This window comes from Deltaproteobacteria bacterium (assembly GCA_016178705.1).
Taxonomy (GTDB): Bacteria; Desulfobacterota; Binatia; order HRBIN30; family JACQVA1; genus JACOST01.
Map to the genome: position 1 here is coordinate 641,471 of JACOST010000014.1, position 12,548 is coordinate 654,018.

7 protein-coding genes are annotated in these 12,548 nt (G+C 65.5%); 2 read left to right on the plus strand and 5 right to left on the minus strand.

Features of this window, described 5'->3' with window-relative positions; genetic code table 11:
- Positions 1 to 40 precede the first annotated feature (40 nt).
- The 3 genes from HYR72_11005 to HYR72_11015 are packed head-to-tail and all read right to left on the minus strand — an operon-like array spanning position 41 to position 4,494.
- Complete coding sequence (locus HYR72_11005) at positions 41 to 928, minus strand: carbon-nitrogen hydrolase (protein ID MBI1815498.1); 888 nt, start codon at positions 926 to 928, stop codon at positions 41 to 43.
- Positions 929 to 977: 49 nt separating this feature from the next.
- A complete protein-coding gene (locus HYR72_11010; GenBank protein ID MBI1815499.1) occupies positions 978 to 3,653 on the minus strand; it encodes an exo-alpha-sialidase in 2,676 nt (891 codons plus the stop codon).
- Between the two features lie 4 nt (positions 3,654 to 3,657).
- On the minus strand, positions 3,658 to 4,494 hold the full coding sequence (locus HYR72_11015; GenBank protein MBI1815500.1) for a thioesterase family protein: 837 nt from the start codon (positions 4,492 to 4,494) through the stop codon (positions 3,658 to 3,660).
- A 219-nt stretch (positions 4,495 to 4,713) separates the two neighbouring features.
- On the opposite strand from HYR72_11015, the gene HYR72_11020 reads away from it, so the two are divergent.
- Positions 4,714 to 6,855: a PAS domain S-box protein gene (locus tag HYR72_11020; protein ID MBI1815501.1), complete on the plus strand. Its 2,142-nt coding sequence runs from the start codon at positions 4,714 to 4,716 to the stop codon at positions 6,853 to 6,855.
- A 13-nt stretch (positions 6,856 to 6,868) separates the two neighbouring features.
- Here the strand turns inward: HYR72_11020 and HYR72_11025 are convergent, their stop codons facing one another.
- Positions 6,869 to 8,116, minus strand: a complete 1,248-nt coding sequence (locus HYR72_11025; GenBank protein ID MBI1815502.1) for a cytochrome P450 — start codon at positions 8,114 to 8,116, stop codon at positions 6,869 to 6,871.
- 199 nt (positions 8,117 to 8,315) lie between these two features.
- On the opposite strand from HYR72_11025, the gene HYR72_11030 reads away from it, so the two are divergent.
- Positions 8,316 to 10,751: a penicillin acylase family protein gene (locus HYR72_11030; GenBank protein MBI1815503.1), complete on the plus strand. Its 2,436-nt coding sequence runs from the start codon at positions 8,316 to 8,318 to the stop codon at positions 10,749 to 10,751.
- Positions 10,752 to 10,961: 210 nt separating this feature from the next.
- Here HYR72_11030 and HYR72_11035 read toward each other — a convergent pair whose 3' ends face one another.
- Positions 10,962 to 12,536 (minus strand): PQQ-dependent sugar dehydrogenase, encoded by a 1,575-nt coding sequence (locus HYR72_11035; GenBank protein MBI1815504.1) that lies wholly within the window; start codon positions 12,534 to 12,536, stop codon positions 10,962 to 10,964.
- Between the last annotated feature and the right edge of the window lie 12 nt (positions 12,537 to 12,548).

Genomic DNA, 12,548 nt, shown 5'->3' on the forward strand with positions numbered 1-12,548 from the left:
GGTCGCAACGCGGCAAACCAACCGCGCCCGCCGCGGCCGGCTACGACTCATGATCCAGATACCGCTTCACCAATCCTTGATATGCATCGATGCGGCGGTCGCGCAGGAACGGCCAGTGTTGGCGAGTCTCGGCGATGCGGGCGAGGTCGCACGGCACCAGCAGGATCTCCTCGCGGTCGTGGCTGGCGCGTGCGAGAATGCGGCCGAACGGATCGGCGACGAACGACGCGCCCCAGAACTCCAGTGTGCCTTCAGTACCGACGCGGTTGACGACCGCGACGAACACGCCGTTGGCGATCGCATGGCTGCGCTGAATCGTCTGCCACGCGTCGTGCTGGGCGACGCCGAACTCCTGCTTCTCGCTCTGATGCCAGGCAATCGCCGTCGGATAGCAGAGAATCTGTGCGCCGCGCAGCGCCGTCAGCCGCGCCGCTTCGGGGAACCACTGATCCCAACACACCAGCGTGCCGACCTGCGCGTGATGGGTGGCGAAGGATTGAAAACCGAGGTCGCCGGGCGTGAAGTAGAACTTTTCGTAGTAGAGCGGATCGTCGGGGATATGCATCTTGCGGTACAATCCGCGGATCGATCCGTCGACATCAATCACCACGGCCGTATTGTGGAACAGACCGGCGGCGCGGCGCTCGAAGACGGAGGCGACGATAGCGATCCGATGCGCGACGGCGAGCGGCGCCAGCGCGGCGGTCGTCGGACCGGGAATCGGCTCGGCCAGTTCGAAGTTGGCGTGCTCTTCGGTCTGACAGAAATAGCGCGAGCGGAACAGTTCGGGAAGGCACACGATCTGCGCTCCCTGCTTCGCCGCGGCTTCGACCCGTTCGACCGCGGTCCGCAAGTTCACCGCCGGATCTTCGGCGCAGCGCATCTGGATCAGCGCGATGACTACCTGGGTCGCGTCCTTCGTCGCCATCGCGGTGTACGTCTCACGTTTCAGGCGCGTCGGCAAGATGCGCCATGACTCACTGGTCGATCACTCGCCGCGTCAGCGTGACTGCCGCCGGGCCGCGCCGTTCGTCTTCCCACGCCACGTAGAGCACGCGCCCGCCGGGCGCGATCTCGTCCACCGCCAGCGTTGGGCGGTATTGGTTGCTCGGATCGCTGCCGCTGTCGTCGACGCGCTCGTCGGCCTCGAAGCTCTCGCCGCGATTGCGGCTGCGCGCGACGAAGATGTCGTTGTCGCCAAGACGGTTGTCTTGCCACGCGACGAACAGATCGTCGCCGCTGACGGCAATCATCGGCTGCCACTGATTGTTCGGCGTGTCGTGATCGGGATCGAAATGGTACGTCGCGCCATCGACCCGCTGGCTCGGACCGAAACTCCGCCCGCGCGTGTCGCTGCGCGCATAGCGGATCGCGGTGACGGGATCTTGTGCGCGGCGATCGGCCCACACGGCGTGCAGGGTCCCGTGGCGGTCGACCGCGACGGCGGGGTGGTCGTGGATGCGCTCGAGACCGACCGCGTCGTCGACGCGAACGTTCGCGGTGAAGCGCAGCCCGTGCAACGAACGCGCGGCGTAGATGTCCCAGTTGTAGTTGCGGAAGTCGGCCCACAGCACGTAGATCCAGCGGCCCCAGGCTGCCACCGTTGGCGCCCACTTGTTGTCGAGGCTCGCCGAGGACACCACCGGCTCACCAGCATCGACGCGCGCGCTGGACAGGAACGTGCGCCCCCCGTCGCGACTACGCGTCGCATAGATGTGTTCGAGCGGAATGTCTTCCGGCCCGTGGTCGCGCTCGTCGACCCAGGTCACAAACGGATCACCGCGATGGGTGAGCGCGATGGCCGGATTCCACTTGCCTGAGGTGTCACTGCCCGAATCCACCCGCACGTCGGGTGCGAGTTTGTGTCCCGTGGCGTCGAAGCGCGCGAGCTTGATGCGCCCGCAGGCGCGGTCGCCATCGCCACACAACTCCTGCCAGGTCGCCAACAGTTGAGTTCCGTCTGAGCGCAATGCCAGCGCGGGGCGCAGCTCCGTCACCGTGCCAGCAGAGTTGTCGCTGACGCGCGTTACGGCGACGGTCTCGCCCGCGTTCTCACTGATGCCGAGATAGATGTTGTCGCGCCCGGCGCGGTTGTCCTGCCAGACGACGTAGACGTGGCCGTCGCGCGCCGCGATACCGGGATGGCGTTGCTCGCCCGCGAGAGGTGGATCGACTGCCCGACTCGACGCGAAGGCCGTGGAGCTTCCGGGCTCTGGTATGCGTGCCGCTGGCGTGTCGCCGTCCGGCAGATCGAGATCGTGGCTGATGATCGATTCGCGGTAACCGTTCTCGCACACACCCGCCGCATTCGGCGCGGCGCACGCGACTCCCGACAGCGGCAGCAACTTGGTACCACTAGCAACCAGTTGCGCGCGGCGTTGCGCCAACGTAAGCCCCGACGTCGCGAGTCCTGGATCATCACGAACCCACGGCGCGACGGCGAGGAAGCCGCCATCGGCATTCTGGCCGATCCAAGGTGCCGTTGGGACCTCGTCCACGCTTGCTTTGCTGCGCTTGCCGATGATCGCGCCTTGACCGTCGAAGGTCACTTCGAACAGATTACCGATCAGGCACGGCGTCAGATTGTAAAGGGAGTTCGGATTGCGCTGCACCTGCGCGAAGCCGCCGGCCTTGAAGCCGTCGGGCGCCCACGGATCGGTCAAGAATCCCCATGTGTCGAACGCCTCGGCTTGAATGATCACGTTGGCGCGCCTAACGTCGTAGCGATCGTTGACGTCGATCATCCATGCGTCTTTCGAAATCACCGAGCCGAGCCGGCCGACGGGCGTGTCGAGCACGCCCAGGTCACTCACCGCGCCGTACGCCAGACCGAGCGGGTCCTGCTCGACCTCGGTGAGGTACGCCTTGTCGAGACTGCCGCGCAACACTCCGGCCGTTTGCGACGGGCTGCGCACGGTGTTGCCCGCGTCGTCGAGCACGAGCACTTCGCCATCGGGCGCAAAGACGAACAGGGTGTTGACGGCCTGCGGCGAGATCGCTTCGTACGCATACTCGCGCGTGGGATCCTCGGGATCGCGTAGCTGCGCCACCAGCGCCGGCTCGCTGGCCGCATCAACTCGGCGCGCCGGCGCGACGTTGATGCTGGCGGCGATGTGGACCTGGTAGGTCTGCGCGAGTTCGCGAAAGGTTTCGTAGAACGCGCGGTAGAGCGTGTCGGTTTCGGCGAGAAACAAGTAACGCAAGCCCGGCAGGTCGGGATAGCGTGTCTGGTAATATTGGATCAGCGGATCGTACGCGACGGTGAGCGAGATGAAGGCGGCGGTCGAGCCGCCGTTGGCCGCGGTCACGTGCCGCGCATTGGCGCCGCGGCGGCCGATCAGACCCGCGATCAGCCCGACGTCTTCCGGGAACACGACCAGCACCTCCGGTGGTGCCGCCGCGTCGTGCGGCTGGATGCGAGTCGCCACATCCGCGACATCGGCTTGGACAAGTTCACCACGGCGTGGATGAGCCGCGTCGAACAACGCCGCCATCTTGTCGCGGTAGTTGGCGTAGGTGTCCGCGTAGCGCAGCTCGATGCGCGGATTGACCACGAACACGCGAACGGAATGAGCGTGGACAGCAGGCGCGAGCGTGGCCACGACGGTTGCGACCAGCAGCGTACGGTGGGTGGCGCGTGAACGGATCGTCATGGAACTACACAATTGCCAGCGCATGCGCCGCCCGCTGCAGCGCCGGTGGCAGCGCCCCCGCGGCCCAGCGCCACTCGCTGACCGCATGCAGCAAGCGACGGCCGTCGCGCTCTAGCGTGTGCTCGCAACGAAAGCCGTCTGCGGCCACGTTGGTTACCCACACCAGATCGGTGAGCTGATCGCCGTACACAGCCGCATCGAAGTACTCGATGTCGTAGACGCGCGCGCGCAACAGCCCGTCGCTCGTGACCGGACTGAGCGTCCATCCATGCGCCGCCAGCGCGTCCCAGAGATCCTGTTCGAGATAGACGGCGTAGTGGGCGTTGTTGACATGGACGACCGAATCGATGGCGGCGAACTCGACGCGGCGCGCGGTACGGAACGCGTTCGGCGGCGGCAACGCTGGCTTCTGCGGGCGGCGCTCCTGCGCCACCACGCCGCCAGGCATCAAGCCGCGCTGCAATTCCTCGGGGGCACGCACCGGCTTGCCGCTGGCGGTGTCGACGTAGACCCAATCGCTCACGCCGCGGGCGATCAGCGTATCGTCGCCAATGCGGCGCAACTCGTACTCACGCCGCGAGCGTACACGCCGAATGTCCGACACCCACGTGTGGACGGCGAGCTCATCGCGGTAGATGGCCGGCGTCACATACTCCACGGTCGAGCGCCGGATCAGCCAAATGGTCCCGTGGTCGGCGTACCACTCGACATCGAAGCCTGCCGCCGCCGAGGCGTCCGACGCGGTCTGCTGCATGAAGCGCAGCACGGTGGCGGCCCCCAGTTCGCCGAAGGCGTTCACATCGTAGAGTTGCACGCGGTAGCGCGACACGTGACGGGGCATGTGGTGGTGTACCTGACGTGAATCCGGCTCGCGAGCAAGTCCCGGGCACCACCCCGCAAACGCTGCGGCAAATTCTTCGTTGCAATACTCCCGCAATTGCGATTAGTAGCGCAAGAGAAATTTTCTGCTCGTCGTCGTGCCCCACCCGAGTGTTTCATCCACTACTGCTTGCTCGCTGTCACCGTCACGACGCACCGCACTGCCTAGGATTCCCTCACTATGGATTTGCACCGGACAGACACCACGCCCGCCGTCGAGCCACGCCTCGCTGACGCCGAACATTTTCGGGCGCTGATTGAACATGCCTCCGACCTGATCGCCATCTTCAATGCCGACGGCTCCCTCCGCTACGCCAGCCCGTCGCACGAGCGCGTGCTTGGCTACCCGCCGGCGGAATTGGTTGGCCGCTCTGTGTTCGAGTTGGTTCACCCGGAAGATGTCGCCCGGGTGATCGCCACGTTCGCCGACCACGTGCAACACCCCGGGGTTGCGCCGTCGATCGAATTTCGTTTTCACCATCGCGATGGCTCGTGGCGCGTCGTGGAGGCGATCGGCAACAATCTCTTGACCGATCCCGGGGTCGGCAGCATCGTCGTCAACTCGCGCGACATCACCGAACGCAAGCAGGCCGAGCAAAAGACCGCGGCGCTGTTGGAAGTGGCGCGGACGATCAGCGGCACGCTCGAGATGAGCGAGCTGCTCGCCCGCGTCGAACGGCAAGCGGCGGCGGCGCTCACCTGCGACGCAGTGGCGACCTTCTACTGGGACGAGCGGCGGCGAGCGTTCCGCTTGGTGTCGCAGTTCGGCGTGCCGCCAACCCTGCTTCCTGACGCACAGGCGCTGCACCTGCCGAGCGACCCGTTTGGCGGACAGCTTCGCGGTGGTCGCGCGGTGGTCGTCAACGACGTGAGCGCCCACCCGTGGCTGGTCGGTAGTTTGTCCAACTGGCACGAGATGACCGCGCTGATCGCGGCACCGCTGGTGGTCCGTGGCCACATCCGCGGCGCCTTGGTCGCCATCGCCGCGACCACCGGTCGCTCGTTCGGCGCGGATCAGGTCGATCTCTGCGAAGGCATCGCCCGACAAGTGGCGGTGGCGATCGAGGCCGCCGACGCCTACCGCGCGCAGAAGGACGAAGCCCACGTTGCCAGCGCGCTGGCGCGCGTCGGCCGCGAGTTGATTTTTTCCGTCGACACGCCGGTGTTGCTCGATCGCCTCAGCCAGCTCACCGCGGAGGTGCTGGAGTGCGATTTCTCGCACACCTTCCTGTGGCAACCGGACGAGGGTGGCTACGCGCCGGTGGCGGGTTATGGCGATACGCCGGAGCAATGGGAATCGCTACGCGTGCTGCGGGTGCCACGCTCGCTGGTGGCGGGGTTGCTCGCGCACTTCGAGCAACAGGACGTGGCGCACGTGCTGGTGAACGAAGCGCAGGGCCTGGTCCCGGCGGGGTTGCTGGCGCAATACGGCGTGACCTGCGCGCTATACGCGGCGATTCGGCGCGGCAAGGATGTCATCGGCATTCTCTCCGCCGGCTATCGTCGATCGCGCGAGCCCTTCTCGCCGCCGCAGGAGCGCATCGCGGCCGGGATCGCCCAGATCGCGTCGTTGGCCCTGGCGAACGCCGGCCTGGTCGAAGAACTCGAGCGCGTGGGGCGCATCAAGTCGGACTTCGTGGCGACGATCTCACACGAGCTGCGTACCCCGCTGAATCTGATCATGGGCTACAACGACTTGCTGCTCGAAGGCGCCTTCGGTCAACACGTAGCGGAAGAAGTCGACGTCTTACGCCGCATCCATCGCAGCGCGCGCGAGTTGCTGGAGCTGATCAACACGACACTCGACCTGAGTCGTCTGGAATCCGGGCGGCTGACCGTGGAAACCACCCCGGTGGCGGTGACCCGCTTGATGGACGAGATCGAGACCGAGACGCAAGAGTTCCGCGACAAGCCGGGCCTGCAGTTCACCTGGCAGATCGCCCCGCGGTTGCCGCGGCTGCAGACCGATCCGCTGAAACTCAAAGTCGTGTTGAAGAACCTGATTGCCAACGCGGTGAAGTTCACCGACGAGGGCAGCATCACCGTGAGCGCGGTGCGCTGTGATCGCGGTGTCGAGTTCCGCGTGGCCGATACCGGCATCGGCATCGCCGCCGAAATGGTCGCGGTCATCTTCGAGCCGTTTCGCCAGGGCGACAGCTCCGACACGCGCCGCCACGGCGGCGTGGGGCTCGGCCTCTACATCGTGCGCCGCTTGCTCGATATCCTGGGCGGGACGATCGCGGTCGAGAGCACCGTCGGACACGGCTCGACGTTCCGCGTGTGGTTGCCGGCAGCAGCGCCGCGCAACCGGCGCGCCCGCTGACGACGCGTCCGCTTCAACTAGCCGCGGCGCGGCGCGCCGGTTCGGCTGGTCTGGGCGTGAAGCGCACGCGCATTTCTTTCACCCCGTTGATGAAGTTCGAGCGCAGGCGGCGCACCGGGCCGGCCAGTTCGATGTCGGGCAAGCGCCGCAGCAACTCCTCGAACACGACCTTGAGTTCAAGGCGCGCTAAATTTGCACCGAGGCAGAAGTGCTCGCCGATGCCAAATGACAGGTGTTCGTTGGGGCTGCGCGCGACGTCGAAGCGGTCGCCGTCGGGAAAGATGTCTTCGTCTCGATTGACGGACGGATACCACATCGCAACCTTCTGCCCGGCGGAGATCTTCACGCCACGAATCTCGGTGTCGCGCGTGGCGGTGCGACGGAAGTAGTTCACCGGCGGGCTGACGCGCAGGATCTCCTCGACCGCGCTCGGAATGAGCGAGGGATTAGCGAGCAGCCGGGCGCGCTGCTCCGGATGCTCCATCAACAACCGCATGCCGTGGGTGGTCACCGTGCGCGTGGTTTCGTTGCCCGCCACCATCAGCAGCAAGAAGAAGGAATTGAACTCGAGCTCGGGCAGCTTCTCGCCGTCGACGTCGGCGCTCACCAAAACCGTGGCAAGATCGTCCGCCGGGTGTTGCCGGGCGCGCTCACCGAGCTTGGCGGCGTAGAGGAACATCTCCGTGCCAGCGCGCTTGCCGTCCTCACGCGAGTGCTGAAACTCCGGATCATCGAATCCGATCATCAAGTTGCTGAGGTCGTAGATGTACTTCCGATCCTCGAGCGGCACTCCCATCATCTCGCAGATGACCTGCAAGGGCAGCTCGGCGGCGATGTCGGCGACGAAATCGCACTCGCCGCGCTCGGCGACGCGATCGATGATTTGGCGGGTCATGTCGCGAATGTGCGGTTCGAGCTTCTGGATCATGCGCGGCGTGAAGCCGCGGTTGACCAGGGCGCGGTACTTGACGTGCTGCGGTGGGTCCATGTTGAGCATCAGCGCCCGCAGACCCATCATGTCTTCCTCGGGTGGCGTGAAGATACTGGTGCCGCCGATCGTCGAGGAAAACAGATCCGGATTGCGCGAGATGAACTTGAGGTCGTCGTACTTGGTGATCACCCAGAAGCCAGGTTGTCCTGGCGGTTCCCGTTCTTCGTTCCACGACACCGGCGCTTCGGTGCGCAGGAGCTTGAAGTAGTCGTGCGGGACGCCGTCGCGGAAGGAGTCGGGATCGTTGAGATCGATGTCACCAGGCTTCATAACCACCACTCCCGAAGTGTTCGAACCAAACGACTAACAAGCGTTCGTTTATCACAGGGCCGACCGCGTACGAAAGGGGTGTCGTGTGAAGGTCGCGTAGGGGCGCATGGCGGTGCGCCCAGGGTGGGCAACGGTTCATCGAGTTTTCCCTGCGCCGCAAACTGTGCTCTGTACTCCGCCAACGCTGCGGAGGTGACTGGTGTCGATCGACGTGTCGGATCTGGAGGCGTTGCGTGCCGAGGCACGCCGCGTGTTACCGCAAGTCAACGGCGAATTGCATCTGGCCGGACTGGAGCAGCCGGTCTCGGTGATTCGCGATCACTGGGGGGTGGCGCACCTGTACGCGAAGACCACGCGCGATCTATTTTTCGCGCAGGGCTTCGTCCACGCGCAGGACCGGCTGTGGCAGATGGAATTGCGGCGCCGCATCTCGTCGGGTCGCCTGGCCGAAGTCTTCGGCCCCAGCGCGCTGCGCCGCGACGTGTTTGCGCGTACGCTGGGTTTCCAACGCGGCCTGGATCGGGAATGGACGACCTACGATGACGAGACGCGCGCGATCATCACCGCGTATGCAGCCGGCGTGAATGCGTGGATCGAGACCCATCGCGGTCGCTTGCCGCTCGAGTTCCAACTCGTCGGCTTCGAGCCCGAGCCGTGGCAGCCGCTGGACGTGCTGACGCGAGCCGTCGCCTACAACCAAGGCGGCATCTGGCCGCGCAAAGTGTTGCGCGCGCGCCTGATCGCGCGCTTGGGTGCGGAACGCACGCGCCAACTCATGCCGACCGATCCTGACATCGCAATCGAAGTACCGCCTGGGCTCGACTACGGCTGGATCGGCGCCGATGCGGTTGCCGATCATCTCGAATCGCTCGGCTATCCGCCCGACGACGAACTCGCGCAGCGCGGCCTCGATCTTGCCCCGGGCGCGCGCTGGTTCGGTACCCAAGGGGAGGCGGCCGGCGACAGCGCTGTGGGCTCCAACAACTGGACGGTCGATGGGTTCAAGTCGACGACCGGCAAGCCGCTGTTGGCCTCCGATCCCCATCTCGGCTTGGCGCATCCGTCGCACTGGTACGAGATGCATCTCGTCGGGCCGACGTACGATGGCCGGCGCTTCTACAACGTCACCGGCTGCTCGACGCCGGGACAACCGGGCATCGTCATCGGTCGCAACGCGCGGATCGCCTGGGGTCTCACCAATGCGTCGGCGGACGTCCAGGATCTCTACGTCGAAGAATTCGATCCGGGTGAATGGGCGCGCTACCGCACCGCAACGGGCTGGGCGCAAGCGACGGTGATCGAAGAGACGCTGCGCGTGCGCGGCGAAGCCGACCCGCATCGACATCCGGTGCGCGTCACCAAGCACGGCCCGATCGTCTACACATCAATGGACGGCCGCTATGGCCTCGCGCTGCGCTGGAGCGCTTACGAGCCGGGGTCGGTCTTCAATCAAATGCTCGCCATCAATCGCGCCGCAAACTGGGAAGAGTTCAGCGCGGCGTTGCGCGGCTGGGCGGCGCCGCCGATGAACTTTCTCTATGCCGATGTCGACGGTCACATCGGCCACGTCGCCGCCGGCGCCTATCCGATTCGGCGACACGGGGCCGGCCTGGTTCCGGTTCCGGGATGGAGCGACGACTACGAGTGGGACGGCTACGCGCCATTCGAACATTGCCCGCAGACGTTGGACTCGCCGGAGCATTTTCTCGCGACGGCGAACCAACGCACCACCAGCAAGAGCTCGCCGCATCCGGTTTCGCACGACTGGGATGCCGGCTTTCGAGCGGCGCGCATCAAGAGCGAATTGCACACGCGGCGCCGTTGGGCCGTCGCTGACGTGGCGGCGTTGCAGAGCGACGTGACATCGCTGCCGGCGCAGATGATGGTGCCGTACCTCGTGGCTGCGCTCGATGGCGAAACCAACCGCGACAGCACGCTCGCGCAGGACTTGCTGCGTGGATGGAACGGTGTGCTTAGCATCGACAGCGCCGCGGCGGCGCTATACGAAGTGATCCTGCATCGTTGGTTTGCCAACGCGTTTCGCGCGCAACTCGGCGATCTGTTTCCGCACTACATCGATCAGAGCAGCCATGTGTTGCAGGCGGCGCTGCGCTTGCTCGAACAGCCTGATCCCTTCTGGCTCGCAGCCGCTGCGGGCGCGGAGCAAGGCGACGCAACGACGCTGCGGGATCTCGTGTTGCGTCGCTGCGTCCGCGAAGCGGTCGCGGAGTTGCGCGAGCGGCTCGGCGATGATCCGCAGGCATGGCGGTGGGGTCGCTTACACTCGGTCCTCTTCATTCACGGCGCGGCGCGCACGCCGGAGTTGAAGCGGCTGTTTAACGTCGGCCCGTTCGAGATGCCCGGCGACGGCTTCACGCCCAACAACACCGGACAGAATTTCCGCTTCTCTTATCGTCAGGTGGCCGCCGCCTCGTATCGGCAGGTCGTCGACCTCGGCAATCCGGACGCCTCGCTGTCGATCCACACCATCGGCCAAAGCGGCCAACCCGAGAGCCCGCACTTCGGGGACTTCGCGCCATTGTGGGCACGCGGCGAGTATCACCCGATGCTGTTCACCCGCGCGGCCATCGATGCGGTGGCCGAGGCGACGTTGATGTTGCAGCCGCGTAGCTGAACGGATCGGAGGCCTCCACCCTAGCCCTCCTCCGTTCGCGGAAATGCTCACGGAGGAGGGAACTGGAACTTGGCGGGTGATGCGCGACCGCTGCGCACAAGGGTTCCCTCCTCTGCGGCATCACCCGCCGCGGAGGAGGGTTAGGGTGGAGGCCTCTTCACGAGCCGCGACACGTGACGACCGGACTCGCCAATCATCCTCGGATCGAGGCTACGGCCCCGGAACGATTTTGAAAACCTCGCCGCCGAGGTCGCAGATGTAGATCTCGCCACGCGCGTCTTCGCCAAAGGACGAAAGCAGATCGATCGATAGGCCGCCGCCGGGCGCGAGATCGGTTGTCCGATCTTGTTGGTTGGTGGCGACGCCACCCGCAACTTGGAAGGTCTTGATGAACGCGGTGCAGAAGTCGCCGTAAAAGTACGTCCCGCGGAGGTCGGGCATCGCGCAGCCGCGATACACGTAGCCGCCGGTGACCGCGCAGCCGATGCTGTCGCCGGGGCCGTGAGGATAGTCGAGGATCGGCTGCGTGAGTCCGGTCTGATCGCATCCGCTCGACGGATTGAAGCAGTGCCCGTTGCCCTCAACGGTGTTCCAGCCGTAGTTCACGCCGCCGGCGCTCCCGACTGGCTGGTAGTTCACTTCTTCAAAACTGTCTTGGCCGACGTCGGCGATGTAGAGATCACCGGTGAGGCGATCAAAGCTGTTCCGCCACGGATTGCGCAACCCGAGCGCCCAAATCTCCGGGCGCGCGGTCGGCGAACCGACGAACGGATTGCTCGGCGGAATCGCGTAGGGGGCGGCGCCATCGACATCGATGCGGAGCATCTTGCCGAGCAGCGTGGTGGAATTCTGTCCGTTGCCGAGCGGATCGCCGCCGCTGCCGCCATCACCGAGGGCGATGTAGAGATCGTTGTCCGGGCCGAAGGCGATGTGACCACCGTTGTGATTCGAGAAGGGTTGCGTGACTTGCAGGATGATGCGTTCGCTCGCGCTGTCTGCCAGGTCGGGATTGGCGCTGACGCGGTACTCTGACACAACAGTGTTGCCACTCGGGTCGGTGTAGTCGACGAAGAAGCGCCCGTTGGCAGCGTACTGCGGATGAAAGGCGACTCCGAGCAATCCACGCTCACCGCAGCAGGCGATCTGCGACGCCAGATTGAGGAACGGCGTCGCCAGCAGCGTGCCCCACTTGAGGATCTTGATCGCGCCACCCTGCTCGACGATGAAGATGCGGCTGACATCGCCGCGCGGAGCGGTCACGTACAGCGGGCTGTTCAAGCCACTCGCGACGCGCACGGCTTTGATCGCCGTGCCGGACACGGGCGATACACCGGCGCAGACGTCGCTGCACGTCGTCGATTCGAGCTGGCACGTTGCGGAACAGCCGTCACCGTTCACGAGGTTGCCATCGTCACACTGTTCGCCACTTTCGAGGAAGCCATTGCCACATGCCGACGTGTTGCACACGTGGCTGAACCCGCCGGTGGCGAGCGAGCTGTACGTCAGCCCGGCGCTGATGATGGCTTGCCGTCCGGTGCAATCGAGGCGGGCCGCGGTGCCGGCCGAGCAGGCGGCGTCGAGTCTGGTCGCGCGCAAGTCGAGTACCCGGTTACGCGGCGCGCACGAACGGCCAAGCGGGACGAACACCGTTAGGCACAGCCGCGCTTCGCGGATGAACGTCCAGAGGTAGTCGGCCGAGTCGCGCCCGCAGTTCTGTGCCTGCGCGCGCGACAGCGGAACCGACAGCAGCACTGCGGCCAGCAGCAGCCAAGTGATTCGTCGCATCGCCACCCCCAT